Origin of the sequence: Promicromonospora sp. NPDC060204 (genome assembly GCF_042728455.1) — a bacterium.
Lineage (GTDB): Bacteria > Actinomycetota > Actinomycetes > Actinomycetales > Cellulomonadaceae > Promicromonospora.
Genome location: NZ_JBHWZO010000116.1, coordinates 1 through 18,702, shown reverse-complemented (window position 1 = coordinate 18,702; position 18,702 = coordinate 1). Strand labels below are relative to the sequence as shown.

At 72.2% G+C, this 18,702-nt stretch carries 15 protein-coding genes and 1 pseudogene; 9 read left to right on the top strand and 7 right to left on the bottom strand.

Going from position 1 to position 18,702, the window contains the following annotated elements; translation table 11 throughout:
- The 3 genes and pseudogenes from ACFWEJ_RS15800 to ACFWEJ_RS15790 all read left to right on the top strand — a co-directional run.
- Positions 1-125 (top strand): annotated as a pseudogene (locus ACFWEJ_RS15800) (lipid II flippase MurJ); the annotation flags it as partial.
- 37 nt (positions 126-162) lie between these two features.
- Positions 163-1,632, top strand: a complete 1,470-nt coding sequence (locus ACFWEJ_RS15795) for a sugar transferase (RefSeq protein WP_377230158.1) — start codon at positions 163-165, stop codon at positions 1,630-1,632.
- A 37-nt stretch (positions 1,633-1,669) separates the two neighbouring features.
- Positions 1,670-2,458: a glycosyltransferase family 2 protein gene (locus tag ACFWEJ_RS15790; protein ID WP_377230157.1), complete on the top strand. Its 789-nt coding sequence runs from the start codon at positions 1,670-1,672 to the stop codon at positions 2,456-2,458.
- Here the strand turns inward: ACFWEJ_RS15790 and ACFWEJ_RS15785 are convergent.
- From ACFWEJ_RS15785 to ACFWEJ_RS15775, 3 genes are read right to left on the bottom strand one after another with little or no spacing between them, the layout of a single operon-like run.
- On the bottom strand, positions 2,431-3,546 hold the full coding sequence (locus tag ACFWEJ_RS15785) for a polysaccharide pyruvyl transferase family protein (protein ID WP_377230156.1): 1,116 nt from the start codon (positions 3,544-3,546) through the stop codon (positions 2,431-2,433). The two genes, ACFWEJ_RS15790 and ACFWEJ_RS15785, sit on opposite strands and share 28 nt — an antisense overlap.
- On the bottom strand, positions 3,543-4,835 hold the full coding sequence (locus tag ACFWEJ_RS15780) for a hypothetical protein (RefSeq protein ID WP_377230155.1): 1,293 nt from the start codon (positions 4,833-4,835) through the stop codon (positions 3,543-3,545). Before ACFWEJ_RS15780 ends, ACFWEJ_RS15785 begins: the two co-directional genes overlap by 4 nt.
- Entirely contained in the window at positions 4,832-5,620 is a 789-nt protein-coding gene (locus tag ACFWEJ_RS15775) for a glycosyltransferase family 2 protein (RefSeq protein ID WP_377230154.1), read from the bottom strand. Before ACFWEJ_RS15775 ends, ACFWEJ_RS15780 begins: the two co-directional genes overlap by 4 nt.
- Positions 5,621-5,857: 237 nt before the next feature.
- Here ACFWEJ_RS15775 and ACFWEJ_RS15770 point away from each other — a divergent pair, with 237 nt between their 5' ends.
- Both ACFWEJ_RS15770 and ACFWEJ_RS15765 read left to right on the top strand, forming a co-directional pair.
- On the top strand, positions 5,858-7,414 hold the full coding sequence (locus ACFWEJ_RS15770; protein WP_377230153.1) for a polysaccharide biosynthesis tyrosine autokinase: 1,557 nt from the start codon (positions 5,858-5,860) through the stop codon (positions 7,412-7,414).
- A complete protein-coding gene (locus ACFWEJ_RS15765) occupies positions 7,411-8,433 on the top strand; it encodes a glycosyltransferase (RefSeq protein ID WP_377230152.1) in 1,023 nt (340 codons plus the stop codon). Before ACFWEJ_RS15770 ends, ACFWEJ_RS15765 begins: the two co-directional genes overlap by 4 nt.
- Positions 8,434-8,439: 6 nt before the next feature.
- Here ACFWEJ_RS15765 and ACFWEJ_RS15760 read toward each other — a convergent pair whose 3' ends face one another.
- The 4 genes from ACFWEJ_RS15760 to ACFWEJ_RS15745 form a co-directional block, all read right to left on the bottom strand.
- Positions 8,440-9,669, bottom strand: a complete 1,230-nt coding sequence (locus ACFWEJ_RS15760) for a polysaccharide pyruvyl transferase family protein (RefSeq protein WP_377230151.1) — start codon at positions 9,667-9,669, stop codon at positions 8,440-8,442.
- On the bottom strand, positions 9,666-11,168 hold the full coding sequence (locus ACFWEJ_RS15755; protein WP_377230150.1) for a lipopolysaccharide biosynthesis protein: 1,503 nt from the start codon (positions 11,166-11,168) through the stop codon (positions 9,666-9,668). Before ACFWEJ_RS15755 ends, ACFWEJ_RS15760 begins: the two co-directional genes overlap by 4 nt.
- Positions 11,169-11,334: 166 nt before the next feature.
- On the bottom strand, positions 11,335-12,288 hold the full coding sequence (locus ACFWEJ_RS15750; protein WP_377230149.1) for a hypothetical protein: 954 nt from the start codon (positions 12,286-12,288) through the stop codon (positions 11,335-11,337).
- Complete coding sequence (locus tag ACFWEJ_RS15745; RefSeq protein WP_377230148.1) at positions 12,285-13,229, bottom strand: sulfotransferase family protein; 945 nt, start codon at positions 13,227-13,229, stop codon at positions 12,285-12,287. Before ACFWEJ_RS15745 ends, ACFWEJ_RS15750 begins: the two co-directional genes overlap by 4 nt.
- A gap of 236 nt (positions 13,230-13,465) precedes the next feature.
- Here ACFWEJ_RS15745 and ACFWEJ_RS15740 point away from each other — a divergent pair, with 236 nt between their 5' ends.
- The 4 genes from ACFWEJ_RS15740 (at position 13,466) to ACFWEJ_RS15725 (ending at position 18,660) form a co-directional block, all read left to right on the top strand.
- Positions 13,466-14,308, top strand: a complete 843-nt coding sequence (locus tag ACFWEJ_RS15740; protein WP_377230147.1) for a CAP domain-containing protein — start codon at positions 13,466-13,468, stop codon at positions 14,306-14,308.
- A gap of 74 nt (positions 14,309-14,382) precedes the next feature.
- Complete coding sequence (locus ACFWEJ_RS15735) at positions 14,383-14,913, top strand: CAP domain-containing protein (RefSeq protein ID WP_377230146.1); 531 nt, start codon at positions 14,383-14,385, stop codon at positions 14,911-14,913.
- Positions 14,914-15,092: 179 nt separating this feature from the next.
- Positions 15,093-17,159 carry an acyltransferase family protein gene (locus tag ACFWEJ_RS15730; RefSeq protein ID WP_377230145.1) on the top strand — a complete coding sequence of 689 codons (2,067 nt, stop codon included), beginning with the start codon at positions 15,093-15,095 and terminating at the stop codon, positions 17,157-17,159.
- A gap of 37 nt (positions 17,160-17,196) precedes the next feature.
- Positions 17,197-18,660, top strand: a complete 1,464-nt coding sequence (locus ACFWEJ_RS15725) for an NCS2 family permease (protein WP_377230144.1) — start codon at positions 17,197-17,199, stop codon at positions 18,658-18,660.
- The last annotated feature ends 42 nt before the right edge of the window (positions 18,661-18,702 follow it).

Sequence of the window (18,702 nt, the reverse complement as noted above, 5' to 3'; positions counted from 1 at the left end):
AGCTCGAGATGGCCACCGTGTTCGCCCTGTGGTGTCTGCCCCAGGTGTTCTTCTACGGCATGTACGCGTTGGTGGGGCAGGTGCTCAACGCCAACGGGCGCTTCGGCGCCTACATGTGGGCGCCGACTCCAACATCTCGGACCCCCAGTCCAGGAGTGGGCCTTGACCCTCGACAACCGTTCTCCCGTCCCGATGACGGCGCCGGCGCGGCGCCGGGGACCCGCAGCACCGTGGCAGGGCGTGATCGTCCGGCGTGCACTCCTCGTCGACGTCACCGCCGTTACGACCGCGGTCGGCCTCGGGTACGTGCTCCGGTTCGACCGGAGCACCGAGGTGGACCTCTTCGAGCCGCGCGGCGGCCAGTACGTCCTCATCTCGGTGGTGCTCGCCGAGGCCTGGGTGCTCGCGCTCGGCCTCGCCGGCTCCCGCAGCCCCCGCGTGCTCGGCTCGGGGTCCGAGGAGTACCTCCGGGCGGCCCGCGCGACGGTCGGCCTCTTCGGGCTGACCGCGATCGTCTGCTACCTCGTCAAGTTCGACCTGGCGCGGTCGTACGTCGCCGTCGCGCTCCCGATCGGGATCGTGCTGGTCGTGGTCGGCCGCCGGGTCCTCGCGCACCGGCTGCACCGGGAGCGTGCCCGGGGCGAGTTCCAGCGGCGCACCCTCGTGGTCGGCGCACGCGGCGCCGTCGTCGACCTGTGCCGGCGCGTGGAGCGCGCCCACGAGGCCGGGTTCCGGGTGGTCGGCGTCTGCCTCCCGGGAGGTCCCGGGATGCCCTCACCGGTCGACGGCGTCCCGGTGCTCGGCAGCATCGCGGACGCCGCGGACGCCGCGCGCGCCCACGACGCCGACGTCGTCGCCGTCACCGCGTCCGACGGCGCCACGCCGCAGGCGCTCAAGCGACTGGCGTGGGACCTGGAGCCCACGGGTGCCGAGCTCATGGTGGTGCCGGCGCTCGCCGACGTCGCGAGCCCGCGCCTGGTGGTCACGCCGGTGGACGGCGTGCCGGTCGTCCAGGTCTCCCCGCCCGGCTACACCGGCCTGCAGCACGCGCTCAAACGGGTCTTCGACGTGGTCGTCGCCACACTGATCCTGCTCGTGGTCACCGCGCCGCTGGCCGTCCTGGCCGCGCTGGTGCGGCTGACCAGCCCGGGCCCCGCGATGTACACGCAGCAGCGGATCGGCCGGCACGGCAGGCCGTTCACCCTGCTCAAGCTCCGGTCGATGCGACAAGGCGCCGAGGGGGAGCTCGCCGAGGTGCTCGACGGCGACGTCGGCGTCTTCTACAAGCCGAAGGCCGACCCGCGGGTCACGACGCTCGGCCGGTTCCTGCGCAAGTACTCGCTGGACGAGTTCCCCCAGCTGATCAACGTGATCAAGGGCGACATGAGCCTGGTCGGGCCGCGGCCGCAGGTGGCGCTCGAGGTGGCGCAGTACGACGACGCCCTGCGGCGCCGGCTGTTCGTGAAACCGGGACTGACGGGGCTCTGGCAGGTGAGCGGCCGCAACGACCTGTCGCTCGACCAGGGCACGCGGCTCGACCTCTACTACGTGGAGAACTGGAGCCTCCTGGGCGACATCGGGATCATTCTGCGGACGGCACGCGAGGTGGTCTCTCCCAGCGGGTCCTCCTGAGCGACCGACCGGCCCGACCAACAAGGAGAAAAACCTCGTGACGTCACCCGACGCCGTCAGCCTGATCACCGTCTCGTACAACAGCGCCCGCGCCCTGGAGCGGTTCTGGGCCGGTCACCGGTTCGTGCCCTACGAGTGGACGGTGGTCGACAACGGCTCGTCCGACGACTCGCGAGAGGTCGCTCGCCGGCTCGGGGCGCAGGTCGTCGCGCTGGACTCCAACCAGGGCTTCTCCGCGGCCAACAACGTGGGTGCGTCGGCGACCGACGGGGAGGTGCTGATCTTCTGCAACCCCGACGTCACCGTCACCCCGGACGGCATCGCGACGCTTGCCGACCAGGTGCGGCAGACGGGTGGGATCGTGGCACCCCAGCTCGTCAACGCCGACGGCTCCCTCCAGGAGAACGGCCGAGGCATCCCGTACCTGCACCGGAAGGTGCGGCACCTGCTCGGCTGGGACGACCCCGGATACGTGCGGCTCGCGAAGGCGTCAGAGGTCATCGACGTCGCATGGGTCATGGGCGCGGCCCTCGCGATAACGCGAGAGGACTTTCTGCGGATCGGCGGGTGGGACCCGGGATACTTCCTGTACTACGAGGATCACGACCTGGGGCTCCGGATGCGCTCCGCAGGCCTGCCGGTGCGGATCAACGGCGACGTCCGCTGGGCCCACGGGTGGCGACGCGAGACGCGGCGGAACCTCACCGTCGCCGCGTGGCGCAACGAGTTCCGTTCCGCGGCACGGTTCTACCGGCAGCACCCGTACTGCCTGGTGCCGCTGCCCGGCCGGGCCGCTGATCAGGTCCGGCGGCTGGATGTGGTGTAGCGCCTCCGTGCCGCACGAGACGTCACGACGGCGCGGATGCGGTGTGCGACCTGGTGGACCCGGGCGGCCGCCGCGGGGACGACGGCGGCCGTCCGGCGGGTCAGGTCCGCGAGCCCGGCCCGGTCCAGGGCGTCGAGCTCGGCCGTCGGGTCGTGGCGGCCCGCGCCGACCCACTCGGCCCCGACGACGTCGAAGTGGCGATCGATCTTGGCGGTGGCCTGCTCGCACCAGCCGAGCGGTACGGAGCCCTCGGTCGCGGCCAGGATCAGGACGTGCAGGCGGTCGGAGACGACGGCGTGCGCGCGCCGGTAGACCTGCCGGAGCCGGAGCTCCTGGTCGGCGTGGTCGTCCGAGCACCAGCCGACGCAGGTCGCGCCCAGGAGCCCTGCGACGTGCCGGGCCCGGTCGTCGTCGCGCCGCACCTGTGCCACGACGACGACGGAGGCGTCCACCCGTCGAGCGAAGCCGGACACCGCGCAGATCCAGTCGTGCGTCGGCATCGGCCGGTCCGACCGGAGGGAGACGACCACGCAGTCCCGCGCCTGCTGCGGCGGGTCCTCCTCGAGGAGGCCGCCGCGGGGCAGTCCGAACGCCCAGTCGGGCACGATCGGAGCCGGTGCCAGGAGCTCGGCCGAACCGCGGTCGCGCCAGGTCAGCGGGTCCGCCAGGCGGGCGAGGACCCGGAACGGCCACATGAGGCCGGCCCGGCGGCGGCGGATCCCAGCTCCGGCCCAGACGACGCCGCCTCCCCGTGCCCGGATCAGGGGCAGCCAGGGGAGGAGCGTGACGACACCGATCAGGTACATCTTCGTGACGTCGAACTCGCCGGCGTTGAACGCCAGCACCGTCGGTCTCCTGACGGCCGAGGACACGAACGCGGCCCACCAGCGGAGGTAGCTGGTCGCCACAGTCACGTCCCGCGGTAGGTCCAGGCCTCTGGAGTACCCGGAGCCGGGGTCGCCGCACCAGACTGTCACGTCGCCGGCGTCGGCCAGCGCGCGGAGGTACGGACGCCGCAGGGCCGAGTCCCCGACGTTGTCCTCCTGTCCCGTGAGCCACGCGAAGATGTGAGGCGGTTCGCTGGTCATGCGGCTCCCGTGCGGATCGGCCGGTCCCGGTCGGAGAGCGGCGGGCGGCTGAACGCGACCGCGATCAGGGCTGTCCACGAGGCGATGTAGTGCACCTCGTTGTGGCTGGAGTAGAAGACGGAAGCACCGAGCAGCGAGGCGGCATAGAGCCACATCGCTGCCTCGCGCCGTCGTGCCAGCCGGACGAAGGTCACGACGACGAGCGCGAGGAACACCAGCGCGATCCACAGGGGGAACTCGAGGATCACCGACCCGACGGTCGAGTGCATGGGCGCCTCGCCCGTGACGAACTTCCGGAAGCCGGCGGGATCAGCGGCGGCGAACTCTCCGACGTCGACGTCGCTGCGGTAGGTGACACCGGAGAACCCGCCAGGGGTGACGCCGAGCAGGAAGTTCCAGATGTTCTCGACCTTGAGCTGCCCGGCGTACCCGAGGAGCAGCAGGTGGGCGTCGTTGGACCTGTTCGTGACGTCGTTCTGCTCGAACACCCGGCGGAAGGAGTCGAAATAGTGTCCGGCCCGCACGGCGACGACGACGGGGGCGCAGACGGCCGTCAGGAGCACCAGATGCACCCCGTAGACCTGCCAGGCATGAATGGCGTACGAACGTATCCGTCGGTATTCGAGGACGAAGGCGATGAGATATGCCGGTGTGAAGAGGTAGGGCAGGCGTGAGATCGTCAGCAGGCTGATGACGAAGAACGCCAGGGAAATGATGATTCGTAATGGTGTTCTGAGGAACCTGAGAGAGGCGAAGGAAAGAAAGCACAACGCGATCGCGGCGTGCGACTTGTCATCGAACCCGAGACGTCGCCGGGCGTCGCCGGAAGCCAGGTCGACGGCCAGCAGCAGGACGACCAGGACCAGCGCGACCGGGATGGCCCGGCGCAGTCCTTCCGCGAAGGCCGCACCCTGCCCGTGGTCGTGGCACAGCCGGTACACCGCGACGAGATGCAGCCCGACGAGGGCGAAGAACAGCGTGTGCTCGACCTGGATGACGTAGCCGTACACGGCCGAGACCGAGTACGCGGCGGCGGCCACGGACCCGAGGGCCAGGAGGAAGAGGCCGACGTCCTTGGGGCGCAGGAGGCGGGGGTGCGCGGTGAGGAGCAGGCCGAGCGCCACGGCCTGGGCCACGTTCGAGACGGCGAAGCGTCCCGTCAGCTTGAAGCTGATCATCATCCCGACGACGAGCACGACGGTCGCCGCGGTGATCAGGCGCTGCTCCCGCGCGGACCCCGTGGCGCGGAGATCGGGCCGGGTCGCGCCCGTCCGCTCGAGGACCGTCATGGTGCGTTCCGCCCGGCGGGCCGGATCGCGGGGCGCACCCAGCCCCGGAGCAGCACGCGGGCCAACGCCGTGGGGTCGCCGAGGAACTGCCGGCGGTGCTTGCGGAAGACGGCGCGAACCGCCTGGTCGCGTACCGCGGCCGAACCTGCCGAGATGCTGTCGGCGCGGCGGTGCACGTCCGCGACGACGTCGGGCACGTGGACGATCCTCGCCCCGGCGGTCTCCAGGACCGTGAGGCACAGGTCCCAGTCCTGGAACCGGCGCAGCCCGGGATCGAACCGGACCCGTGCCAGCAGCGCGGCGTCCGCGACCATCGTCTGGGTGGAGGCCACGTTGCCCCGCCGCAGCACCGTGCCGGGTGTGACGACGTGTCGCGGGGGGACGGTCCGGCGGCTGCCGTCCTGGTCGTGGAGCACGTGCGACCCGAAGACGAGCGTGTCGGGTCCCACATGGGGGAGGAGCCTCTCGACGAAGGTCGGGCGCCAGAGGTCGTCGCTGTCCTGGAACGCGATCAGGTCACCCGTCGCCTCGAGGATGCCCCGGTTGCGGGCGGCCGTCGCGCCTGAGTTCGCCTGGAAGAGGTAGCGGACCCGGGGATCGCGTGCAGCGAGCGCTTCGACCAGCGGCGCGGTGCCGTCGGTCGACCCGTCGTCGACGACCAGCAGCTCGTGCACCGGGAGTGTCTGGTCGAGGACCGTGGCGATCGCCGCGCCCAGCGTCGCCTCCCGGTTGAAGGTCGGCAGCACGACGGACACGCGGCGGGTGCCGCCCGGAACGGGACTCATTCGACGCCTCCGTTTTCTCGGCCTGCGGAGCCTGCGGGAAATACATCGTTAATCATGAGGTGCGGCGGTTCGAAAATATCCCTCCGCAACCAGATGGACGCCACCCTAATAAGGGTCGCGTCCGAATGCTCGCTCAGGGCGCGCGGCAGAGATCAGCGGGTTAGTCTCCATATGCTCGCTGCGCATTCATTCTTTTTCACCTGTTCATCTCTCGACCCGAATACCAGGGGGCTGCCCATGGGACTGACGGAGTACATCGGGATCCTGCGGAAGCGGTGGCTCTCGATCGCCGCGGCGGTGGTCGTGGGCCTGTGCGTCGCCGCGCTGGCCTCCGTGCTGGCCACGCCGACCTACCAGGCGGTGGCGCAGGTGTACGTCTCCGTGCGTGGCGGAGCGTCGGTGGACGACCTGGTGCAGGGCAGCGCCTACACCGGTCGGCAGGTGCAGTCGTACGCGGCGCTCGCGACCAGTCCGCGTGTGCTGTCGCCGGTCATCGAGGAGCTCGGGCTGGGGGTGACGCCGCAGGAGCTCGCGAGCGGGGTCGTCGCCGATCAGCCGCCGGACACGGTGCTCATCACTCTCACCGTCACGGACGAGTCACCCGACCGCTCCGCCCGGATCGCCGATGCCGTCGCCGAGAGCCTGGCCACGGTCGTGCAGGAGCTGGAGCAGACGGGCGAGGCGCAGGAGTCCCCCGTCCAGATCAGCACCGTCCGGGAAGCCGTCGTACCGACACATCCCGTCTCGCCCCGTGTTGCGCTCAACCTGGCGCTGGGACTGGCACTCGGCCTGCTGGTCGGCTTCGGGGCCGCGGTGCTGCGTGACCTGCTGGACACCCGGATCCGTTCCGTGGCGCAGGTGGAGGCGATGACCGACGTGTCGGTCATCGGGGCGATCGCCTTCGAGGAGGAGGCGGTCGAGCACCCGCTGATCATCCAGGGCAGCCCGCAGGGCCCCCGTGCCGAGGCGTTCCGCAGGCTGAGGACGAACATGCAGTTCCTGGAGGCCGGCGGCAGCTCCCCGACCTTCGTCGTCTCGTCGGCGCTGCCGGGTGAGGGCAAGTCGACCACCTGTATCAACCTGGCGATCACGCTGGCGGACATGGGGTCCAAGGTCGTCGTCGTCGACGCCGACCTGCGTCGGCCGTCGGTCTCGAGGTACATGGGTCTCGAGGGCGCCGTGGGCCTGACGACGGTTCTGATCGGTCGCACGACGATCGACGACGCCGTCCAGACCTGGGGCAACCGCAACCTGAGCGTCCTCGCCTCCGGGCAGGTCCCGCCGAACCCGAGCGAGCTGCTCGGGTCCCTGGCGATGGCGCAGGTGCTGCGCGAGCTCGAGCGGCGCTACGACGCCGTCATCATCGACACCGCGCCGTTGCTGCCGGTCACGGACGGAGCCGTGCTCGCGAAGCTGGCCGGCGGGGCGGTGATCGTGGTCGGCGCGGGCCTGACCCACCGGCACCAGCTCGCGGAGGCACTCGACGCGCTCGCGAAGGCCGGCACCGGTGCGCACGGCGTCATCGTCAACCGGCTGCCCCTCGAGGAACAGGGGAGCTATCGCTACTACGGCTACGGCTCGGAACCGAGCGTGCCGCCTGGCGACGAGGTCGACGGCGCGCCTCCCCGGCACGTCCGGCCCCGCTTGTGGCCCGGTCCGGGGCGGGTCGCGAGCACGCCGCCCACCGAGGGGACGGCCGCGAGCCCGCGGCGTCCGCTCCTGCCGGTCGAGCGGGGGACATCGGTGACCGTGGGCGCCCCGGCCATCCGGAGCGGCTCGAAGGACGACGGGTGAGCTCGGCCGCCCGCGCGGAGCCGCCCAGGGCGATCAGGGTGCTGCACACCCTCCGTCCGCCGGACGAGAGGACCAGGTACGTCGACCAGATGATCGCCGGGGCACCCCCGCAGGTGTCGGTCCGGACCTTCTCGTGGCCGCGCGCGCTCCTCGGCTCGTACGACGTGTTCCAGATCCACTGGCCGGAGTTCCTCGTCCGTCATCGGACCCGGTTCGGCTCGCTGGTGAAGCGCGGTCTCACGAGGCTGCTGCTGCTCCGCCTCCGCGTCACAGGCACACCGGTGGTGCGCACGGCCCACAACCTCGCCCCGCACGAGCCGGGTGCCCCGGCTGAGCGCCGGCTGCTCGACGTGGTCGACCGGCGCAGCGCGTACTGGATAGCGCTCAACCCGGCGACGGTCCTGCCGCCCGGGGCCGAGGGGTCGGTGATCCTGCACGGCCACTACCGCGGCCGGTTCGCGACGGGCGGGAGGCAGCCGACGGCGGGGCGCGTCCTGCAGTTCGGGCTGATCCGGCCGTACAAGGGTGTCGAGGGGCTGATCGAGGCGTTCCGGGCGTCGCCGCGTCCGGACCTGTCGTTGCGCGTCGTGGGCAGGCCGGTCGACGACACGATGCGCCGCGCGGTGGAGGTCCGGGCCTCGGGAGACCCCCGCGTGAGCCTGTCGCTCGTGTTCGTGCCCGACGACGAGCTCGCCCGCGAGGTCGCCGCGGCGCAGCTTGTCGTCCTGCCGTACCGCGAGCTGCACAACTCGGGGGTCGCGTTGGTGGCGTTGTCGCTCGACCGGCCGATCCTGGTGCCGCGCACCCCGGCGTCGGAGGCGCTCCGGGAGGAGGTCGGACCGGACTGGGTGCTGCTGTTCGACGGCGAACTCACGCCGCGGGTGCTGGAGGACGCGATCGACCGGGCCCCCCACGTCGTCGGTACGGGCGCCGCACCCGACCTCCGGGACCGCGACTGGGCCACGGTGGGGGAGCGCCACGCGGAGGTCTACCGCCACGTCCTGGGCCGCGTCCGCTAGGCATCCTCACAGGTCCGCGGCGTTCCTCCGCGCGAGCGCCCGGATCAGGGGCAGGCGTGCCCGGATGGCTCGTGCCACCTCGTCGCGGTCCACGAGGACCCGCTTCACCACGTCGTTGACCGCACCGCCCATGCCCTCGTGGGGTTCGATGGTGTTGTCCTCGAGGTCGAACAGGCGCAGGAGGCCGGCGACCTTTCCCTGCGTCGACATCACGACGACGGGGACCCCCTCCGAGAGACCGATGACCGAGAGGTGCATCCGGCCGCTCACGACGACGGACGCCCTCGCCGCGAGTGCCCGGACCGCCGCCGGGCTCCACAGCTCGGTGATGGCGACGACCCGCTCGTCGGGGAACAGCTCCGCGACCGCGGTGCCCATGGCGACGTCGTCGCCGGACACCCGGTGTGCGTGAGGAACGAGGACGACGGACATGCCGGCGTCGACGAGGTGCTGCACGATCTTCCAGTAGTCCGGGACCTGGTCGAACCACGACCCGATCATGCCGCTGGCGTTGACGAGCGCGACCGGCCGGGCACCCAGCCCGGCCAGCAGCTGGTCCGCGGGGCCGGGGTCCAGCCGCTCGTCGGCGAACACGAGGTCGGCCACGTCCTCGACGTGGCGCAACCCGTGTGCACGGAGCCGGGCGGCCGACACCGGGTCGCGTGACATCAGGCGCACGCCCGCGGCGTCGGCGGCGCGGAGCGCGCGCAGTGCGGCCCTGCGGGGGGTCGCGTTCCAGCTGAAGCCCAGCACCCGGGCCGGCCGGCCCGCCCGGGCGGCGATCTCCACGCACCGGGACCGCATCACCGACGAGCGCGCGGCGTAGGCACCGTCCATGGTGTCGGCGCCGAAGACGGATACCGACCGGGCGGCCGCGACCAGCCTGCCGAAGCGCCACACGTCGGCGAGGTGGCGTGGCCCCAGGCCGTACAGCAGTGCGGGGAGCCGGACCAGACGCACGGGACCCGCGGCAGGAATGACAGGCAGGGTCCCGGCGTCCTCGCGGTCGATCACGACGAGCGGCCCGTCGAGCAGGGCGGCGAAGCTCTCGACCATGGCCTGGTCGCCGATGTTCGCGGCCCGAGGGGGCGCGACGAGGACGTGTGCGCGCTCGTGCCCGCGGGCGCCGCGCGCGAGCCCGGCCGCCCGTGCGATCAGCAGGTCGGCCCACCGGACCGGGTAGGCGCGCGCGCCGAGCAGGCGGCGCAGACGACGCGCGCGGTCGGCGATCGTCATGGTGAGACCACACTCCTCGTCGTCGCCGGACGTGCGACCCGGGCGAGCTGTCTTCTCGTCGCCCAGAGCTCGCGGGCGTCCCGGCGCAGCCGGGGCCAGACGCAGCAGGTCAGGGCGAACCAGGCGGCCATGACGAGCACGCCGAGGCCCAGGACCACGGGATCGGGCAGGTTCGTCCGGCCGAGGGTCCACCACACGAGCGCTCCGGCACAGCCATGGACCGCGATCGCGCGTGCCCCGTTCCAGAAGAGGTCCCGGGCCGGGGCCGTCGTCACCCGCGCGATCCAGACGAGTCCGACCGGCCAGCAGAGGGCGGTCGAGACGGCGTATCCGGCCGCCACCCCGACCACGCCCCAGTGCGACCCGACCAGCACCGCGACGATCATGAGCGGCCGGGTGGTCAGGGCGAGGAACAGCTGCGCCCGCGTCCTGCCCGTGGACAGGAACACCCACATCGTCGCCAGCGCCGCCCCGTCGAAGACGCCGCCGATGGCGAGCACCTGGAAGATCGGCACGGCCTCGTCCCACTGGGCGCCCAGGACGACCCGGATCACGGGCTCGGCGAGCACACCCGTGAGCACGAACAGCGGGACCACCGCGTGCAGCAGGAGCAGCTGGCCGCGGAGCAGGTACGTGCGGTAGCGGTCGGGATCGTCGTTGAGCCGGGACAGGACCGGCAGCGCCACCCGCGTCGTCGGGTAGCTCAGCTGCGTCACGGGGAGTGCCATGAGCTGGTACGCGCGGCTGTAGAGGCCCGTCACCGCCGCCCCGAACCGCGCCCCGACGACGAGCGTGTCGATGTTCCGGCTCGTGTACCCCAGGATCTGGGTGCCCATGAGATAGCCGCCGTAACGCACGAACGACCGGACCGATGTGCCGCGCCGGGGCGGGCCCGGCCACCACCGTGCCGCCACGACCAGGCCGACGCTCAGCACCAGAGCCTTGACGAGCTCCTGGCCCACCAGTGCCCAGTAGCCCCAGCCGCCGACGGCCATCAGGATCGCCGTCGACAACCCGGCGAGGGGCCCCGCGACCTCGACGACCGCCGCAGCGCCGAACCGGAGGTCCCGGGTGAGGCCGGCGCGGAACTGGGCAGCGAACCCGTTGAGGACGAACGTGATCGCGAGCCACCGCGTGACCTGCCGCAGCTCCGGCTGGCCGTAGAGCGCGGCGACGAGCGGCGCCAGGGCCAGTACGGCGAGGGCCAGCACCGCGCCGAGCAGCAGGCTCAGCCAGAAGAGGTTGTCGCGTTCCGCCCGGGAGAGCGACGGGGTCTGGACGGCGGCGTTCGACAGGCCGAAGTCCCGCACGAGCTCACCGATGCCGACGATGACCAGCACCATCGCCACCATGCCGAAGTCGTCCGGCGACAGGAGCCTCGCCAGGACGACCAGTGCCGCGGCCTGGATCAGGAAACGGAAGGCCTGGCCCGTGAGGGTGAGGACACCGCCGCGTGCCGCCCTGCTGCCGAGGCCGGGCCCCGGGGCTGTCGCCGTCACCGCGGCACCACGCGGCGACGAGACCGGACCGCGTGGATCTGGACAGGCTTCATCCCCGTTGAGATTACGTGGTCCGCCCGGACGACGCCGGGCGAGGCGGCCGGTCGGAGCAGTGGGATGCGGCGACTATTTCGCCATGTGATCGACCCCGGTGCCGGCGTTCTCGTCAGCCGGCGTACGGCGCGCGCCGCAGCATGCCCGCCATGCTCGCCCGGACCGACGGCGGGACCACCGCGGGCGGCACGATGCGTGCGATCCGCCGCGCGGGCGACGTCGTGACCTTCCGGTGCACGTACGGGTACAGCGCGCGGAGCCGGTCGAACTCCGCCCGGGTCACGGCGTCGTCGTGGTCGGGAAGGGCGTCGAGGGCGGCCCAGGTGTCGTTCGCCAGGGCACGCAGCGGGGCGGGGACCGGCATGTCGTCCCACCTGACCTCGACCCGGTGCAGCGTGTGGTCGACGAAGGCGTCGACCCGCTCGACGGCGCTCGTGTCGTGCGGGTCGACCATCGGCAGGTCGAGCGCGGTGGCGGCGTCGAACACCGGGCCGTCCCAGTCGTGGATGAGGTCCCAGTAGCGCACGAAGGCCCGCGGGGTCGCCCGGGTCGCGAGCTCGGTGCCGAGCATCACGTTGACCCACCCGGCCAGCCGGTCCACCAGCCAGTCCCGGTGGTCGGTGACCATGCTGCCCGCCATCTCCCCGGGCGGGCGCAGCACGGTGAGGCACGACGCCGTGGCGCCCGCGGCGGCCGCCGCCCGCTGCCAGTGCTCCAGGAACCACAGCAGCCGCGGGTCCTTGATCACGAGGTCGCCGTGCTCCGCGGTCCGGGCGGCGAGCCAGGCCGCGATCCCGCCGGACGCGTCCGCCTCGGCGCTCGCCCGGTCCACCAGGTGCCAGGCGAGGGGGCGCGGGTCCGTGGCCTGCACGTCGGCCGACCGGAGCAGGGCCTCGTGGAGGTCCACCACCCACCGCGACTCCGACGGGCGCCGGGGGTTGGCGGCGTCCGGCTCGACCTCGGGGCGCGGGACGGTGAGCCCGAACTGGCGCAGCGCCCCGGCGAGCGTGCTCGTGCCGCTGCGCTCGGGGCCGGTGACGAAGACGACGCGGGGGCCGCCGGTCATCGGGCGTCCACCGTCGGGCCCACCTGCGCCGGGGCCCACGGGGCCGCCCGGTCCAGCACGTCCAGGTCGTAGCCGTGGGCGCGGATCCGCTCGCCGAGGTGCTCGCCGACCACACTGCGGTAGCGGGGGAGCAGCGCGACGTCGGTGACGTCGCGCACCAGGTCACCCCGGGGCGTGCCACGACGTGACCCGATGTGCGCGAGGTGGTTGCGGACCCGGCCCGCCAGGTGGCCGCGGCCGCCGGTCTCCCACAGCTCGGCGTAGCGGTTGCCGCCGTCCGCGTCGACGGCGCGGACGCCGGCGTCCGGGAGCTCCAGGTCCAGGAACCGCGCGACCCGGTCGAGCTCCCGCGCGGGCTCGCGCATCAGGTGCTCGTACCGCAGCACCAGCAGGTTCTCGATGTGGAGCGCGTCCTGCGCGAAGACGTCGTGCGCGTGCACCCAGTGCTCGACGAGCCGCGGGAACCCGTACGTGAACCGGCCCCGGGTCCGGGTGGCCCACTTGCGCACCGCCAGCGCCTGCACCACGGGATGCCGGGTGACGACGACGAAGCGCGCCCGCGGGAAGACCTCCTGCAGGTAGCGCATCTTCGTGAGGTTGGGCGTGGACCGCTCGACGAGCACCGTGCGGTCCAGGGCCCAGTAGGGCGACCAGCTCTGCCAGAGGCGCGCCGCCGCGTCCGGGGTCCGTTGCGCGTCTTCTTCGGTCAGGTGCGCCTGCGGATGAAACGACCATTGGGATGTATTACCCAGACCGCCGACATAGGCGTCCTGAATGTGTTGTCCCTCGTCCATGGGGGCGCCCGTTCCGGTGAGTCCGGAGGCGTCGTGGCTGGAACCGATGATGCGGGCCACAAGGGCGGTACCGCTGCGATGTAGCCCGCCCACGAAGGCGAGGCGATGGTCGTTCCAGGGCGCGCCAGTCGTACTCGTTCCGGACATGTGGGGAAACCTCGGCTGCTCGACTGACAAGTGGTCGCTGTGCCCCGCAAAAATATGCGATGAATGTACCGCGTGCGACCCGAATCGACCGATCGCCAGGATATGCGCCGGAGAATTCATCCGGGCGGGTTTGGCGCATTGTGTGAGCGGTGATGGCCGGTGCCCGGTCTTTGTTCGCACTGATAAGACTTTTCAGGCATTCCATACCATCGTGATTGCCGGTATTGTCCCGGCTTGTGTCCCCAGCACCCCGTCCGACGTCGTCCGTGGCTCAGCCCGGGCGCGCTCCGCGTGGGGCCCTGGCGCCCCGGTTCTCCGGGCCCCGGTCACTGGCGCTCGGCGCGCTGGCCGTCGCGGTCGGCGTCTGCCTGACGGCGTGCGCCGGCCTGCTCGATCCCGGCGCCGAGCCGATGCCCGCGCCGGGGATCGCGCCCGGTGTGGTCGGCGTGGCGGTGCCGGTCGAGCGGGCGCCGTCCCCGCACCCGACGTCGGTGGGGGCCATCTACGGCGAGCATGCCCAGGAGTCCGCGGCCGTGGACGTGCAGCCGGCGCCCAGCGACTCGGCGTCGCGCGGCGAGGACCGCGAGCCGCTCCCGGGAGCGGGCGACGGGACCGGTGCCGGATCCGGGGGTGGTGCCGGCTCCGGCGGCACGGGCTCCGGCGAGGGTGCGGGTGGAACGGGCGGCGCGGCACCCGACCTGACCGACTCCGTGCAGTACGCCCAGGCGCTGGAGGGCGCGGTCAACGGCCACCGGACGGCGAACGGGCTGGCTGCCCTGGCCCACGACGACTGCGCGTACGACGTCGCGCTGGAGCGGGCCCAGGCACTGGTCGGTCAGGAGTTGGCGCACGCGCCTCTCGGCCCGATCTTCGACGTCTGCCCGACCACGGCCGTCGCGGAGAACCTCGCCAAGGGCGGGTGGACGCCCGCGGAGGCGGCGCAGGGCTGGATGGACTCGGAGGGCCACCGCGCCAACATCCTGAACGGCGACCTGACCCGCGGCGCCGTCGCCTGCGTGCCCGACGGCGGCGACCCCGCGGCACCCGTCATGATCTGCGCGCACGTGTTCCTGGCCTGACGCGCGGAACCTCCGGGTCCCCCGGGAGCGGGCCGCGGTTGTGGCCGGCCCGCGCGTCGTGTCGAATCGTCGTCGTGCCCCGCAACCCGATCCGCCTCGCCGTCACGCTCGTGACCGCCGGGGCGCTGCTCACGGCCTGCTCGGACCTCACCGGGCGGGACGCCGGCCCGGAGCTGACGGCGACGCCGCAGGCGACCTGGACCGCGCCCGGCGACGTGGACCTCACCGACCCGGGGCAGTACGCCGCCGCCCTGGAGGACGGCGTGAACGCGGCCCGTGCGCAGGTGGGCGTGGCCGAGCTGGACCACGACGACTGCCTCCAGCCGGTGGCGGTGGAGCGGGCCGCGGCGCTGATCGGCGCACCGGAGCTCACCCACGCCCCGCTGCCGCCCGTGCGGCAGAGCTGCCCGGGCGGGCTCGTGGCCGAGAACCTCAGCCGGACCGCCAACCCGCCGCAGACCGTGGTGCAGGCGTGGCTGGACTCGCCGTCGCACCAGGAGAACCTCGTCAACGAGGAGCTGCGGCGCGGCGCGATCGGGTGCGTGGTCGACGGCGGCACGGCCACGGCACCGGTGCTGGTCTGCTCGCACCTGTTCCTCGACTGACGGAGCGCCGAACACTCTCCCCAGACCCTCCCCGATACCGGGGCAACCTGGCCAGATGCGCCCGTTATGGTGTGACGCGCGCATGAGTGCGCGTGTCAGACGTACAGGTCCCCCGGGTGACCTGTGCGTCTGACACGTGACGGAGCAGAGCACCCGCCCGGAACGACAGCAGGAGAAAAATGGCCCAGGCGACGACCGCCGTCGACCGACCTTCCGGACCACCCTCCGAGCCCCGCGGCGGGGCCGGCCGGGCACCGGCGGCACCGGGCACGGGGCACGCGTTCCGCACCGACATCAACGGGCTGCGCGCGGTCGCGGTGCTCGCCGTCGTCGTCTACCACGCGGGGATCGCGATCCCCGGCGGGTTCACCGGCGTCGACGTCTTCTACGTGATCTCCGGCTACCTCATCAGCTCGCTGCTGCTGCGTGAGGTGGACCGCAGCGGGTCCGTCGACCTCGTCGAGTTCTGGACCCGCCGCATGCGCCGCCTCGTCCCGGCCCTCGCGCTGGTCGTCACGGTCACGCTGGCCGCGTGCCTCCTGATCCTGTCGCCCCTGGTCTGGGGGCGTCTCGCATGGCACGGCGCGTCGGCCATGCTGTTCGTCTCCAACCTGCTCTTCCCGTACCAGGGGCAGGACTACTTCTCCGACTCCGTCACGCCGAGCCCGTACCTGCACACCTGGTCGCTCGGCATCGAGGAGCAGTTCTACATCTTCTGGCCGCTGCTGATCCTGCTGGCCGTCGCCGTGGCCCGGCGCACCCGGATCCCGGCCCGCCGCATGCTGCAGCTCCTGTTCGCGGGGACGTTCGTGGTCTCGCTGGCCACGTCGGTGTGGCTCACGGCGGCCGTCCCCGAGTGGGCCTTCTACGTGCTGCCGACGCGTGCCTGGGAGTTCGCGGGCGCCGCCCTCGTCGCGACCCTGCCGTGGGGCCGGCTCGCCGAGCTCTCCCGCCTCCGTCCGGCCCTGCTGCGGGCGCTGCTCGGCGCCGCCGGGTTCGCGCTGCTCGCGCTCTCGTTCGCGGTGGTGCGCGAGACCGACCCGTTCCCCGGCACGGTCGCCCTGCTGCCCGTCGGCGGCGCACTGCTCGTGCTCGCGGCGGGCAGCGTCTCCGCGCCCGGCACGTGGGTGGACCGCGTGCTCGACCTGCCGGTGCTGCAGCGGCTCGGCGACGTCTCCTACTCCTGGTACCTCTGGCACTGGCCGTTCGTGGTGCTCACCACGGCAGCCGTGCAGGACGACGCGGTCTGGATCAAGGTGCTCGCCTCGGTCGCGGCCCTCGGCGCCGCGTTCGCGACCTACCGCTGGGTCGAGAACCCGATCCGGTTCAGCAGCGCGATGCGGTCCTGGCGCCGCACCGCCGCGGTCACCCTGGTGATCGGGCTCGCGGTGGGCGGCCTCACGGTCGGCACCCGGGTCGCGACCAGCGCCGTGCTGGAGCGCGAGCCGTACGCCACCGCCGTCGCCACCCGTGCCGAACCGGCGTCGTACGGGTGCACCGACACCACCGAGACGACGTCGGGCACCGAGGTCTGCCTGCTCGGCGACGTCGACGCCACCACCACCGTGCTGCTGCTCGGCGACTCCCACACCATGCACTGGATCCCCGCCTTCGACGCCGCCGCGGCGGATGCCGGCCTGCGGCTCGCCGTCCGCTGGCGGCACGGCTGCCCCGCCGCCGAGGTCAAGGTCGAGCAGCCCACCGACCGTGGCCCGTGCGCCGGCTTCCAGGCCGAGTCTCTGCGCGTCGTCGACGACCTGCGGCCCGACGTCGTCGTCGTCAGCCAGGCACAGATCTACGGCGACCGCATGCAGCACGAGGACGGCACCCTGATGACCGAGGACGAGGTGCGCAGCACCTGGGAACGGGCGAACGACGAGCTGTTCGCGCACCTCACCGAGGTGTCCCCGTCCGTGGTGGCGGTCAAGGACAACCCGCAGCTCGACGTCGACCCGCTCGAGTGCCTCACCCGGCCCTGGTCCGCGCTGGGCGACTGCGGCATGCCGCGCGCGGACGCCGAACGCTCCAACGGCGACCTGCCCCGCATCAGCGCCGAGGTCTGGGACAGGTACGACGTCCAGGTGTGGGACGGCGTCTGGTCGGAGACCTGCGACACGCAGACCTGCCGTGTGGGTGATGTCAGTCACCCCGTCTACCGTGACTTCCACCACCTCAGTGCCGAATACGTGCTGACCAAGGTGCGCTCCGTGGAAGAGATGCTCCAGACTGCGGTGCGCGGCAGCTAGCCGGCCAACACCAGGTAACGAAGGGGACATCGAACCCATGGCTCACGACCAGGCCCAGGCGCGGGGCGCCGTCGACCGGTTCTTCAAGATCAGCGAACGCGGGTCGACGGTGTGGACGGAGGTCCGCGGCGGTCTCGTCACCTTCTTCACGATGAGCTACATCGTGGTGCTCAACCCCCTCATCCTCGGGAGCGTGCCCGACGGCACCGGGCAGTTCCTCGGCGGCGGCACCACGGGCGGCGACCAGGCGGCGATCGCCGCCGCGACCGCCCTCGTCGCCGGCGTCATGTCGATCCTCATGGGCGTGGTCGCCAACTTCCCGCTGGCGCTCGCTGCGGGGCTCGGGCTGAACGCCGTCGTCGCGTTCTCCGTCGCGGCCCTGCCGGGCATGACCTGGGCCGACGCCATGGGCATCGTCGTGCTGGAAGGCATCGTCATCCTGATCCTGGTGGTCACCGGCTTCCGCGAGGCCGTGTTCAAGGCCGTGCCCCGCGAGCTCAAGATCGCGATCAGCGTGGGCATCGGCCTGTTCATCACCTTCATCGGCGTGTACGACGCCGGCTTCGTGCGCATCCCCGCCTCCCTGTCGACGCCCACGGAGCTGGGCATGGGTGGCTCGCTCGGCGCCTGGCCGCTGTTCGTCTTCGCGTTCGGTGTGCTCCTGGCCGCCGTGCTGATGGTGCGCAAGGTGCGCGGCGGCATCCTCATCGCGATCGTCGCCTCCACGGTGCTCGCCGTCGTCATCGAGGCCGTCGGGCAGATCGGCAAGCGCACCGACGACAACCCGAGTGGCTGGTCGCTCAACGTCCCGGCGCTGCCCGACTCGGTGGTCGCGCTGCCGGACTTCTCGCTGATCGGCCAGTTCTCGCTCTTCGGGTCGATCGAGAAGATCGGCCTGCTCGCCGTGGTCCTGCTGGTGTTCACGCTCCTCATCGCCGACTTCTTCGACACCATGGGCACCATGGTCGCCATCGGCGGCGAGGCGGGGCTGCTCGACGAGAAGGGCAACCCGCCGCGGACCAAGCAGATCCTGATCGTCGACTCGATCGCCGCCTCTGCGGGCGGCATGGGCTCGGTGTCGTCCAACACGGCGTACGTCGAGTCGGCGTCCGGCGTCGGCGACGGCGCCCGGACCGGCCTCGCCGCCATCACAACCGGCGTGGCGTTCCTGCTGACCACGTTCCTGTCGCCGCTCGTCGAGGTGGTGCCGCACGAGGCGGCCACGCCCGCGCTCGTGATCGTCGGCTTCCTCATGGTGGTCCAGGTGACCGGCATCGACTGGAAGAACCTCGAGGTCGCCATCCCCGCGTTCCTCACCATGGTGCTCATGCCGTTCGCCTACTCGATCACGGTCGGCATCGGGGCTGGCGTGATCTCGTTCGTGCTGCTCAAGCTGGCCGTCGGCAAGGTGCGCCAGATCCACCCGCTGCTGTGGGTCGCGGCGGCGCTGTTCCTCGTCTACTTCCTGATGGGCCCGATCCGCACGGCGGTAGGCATCTGACGCTGACGCGCCAAGAGGTGCGCTTCTACCCCGCCATTGGGC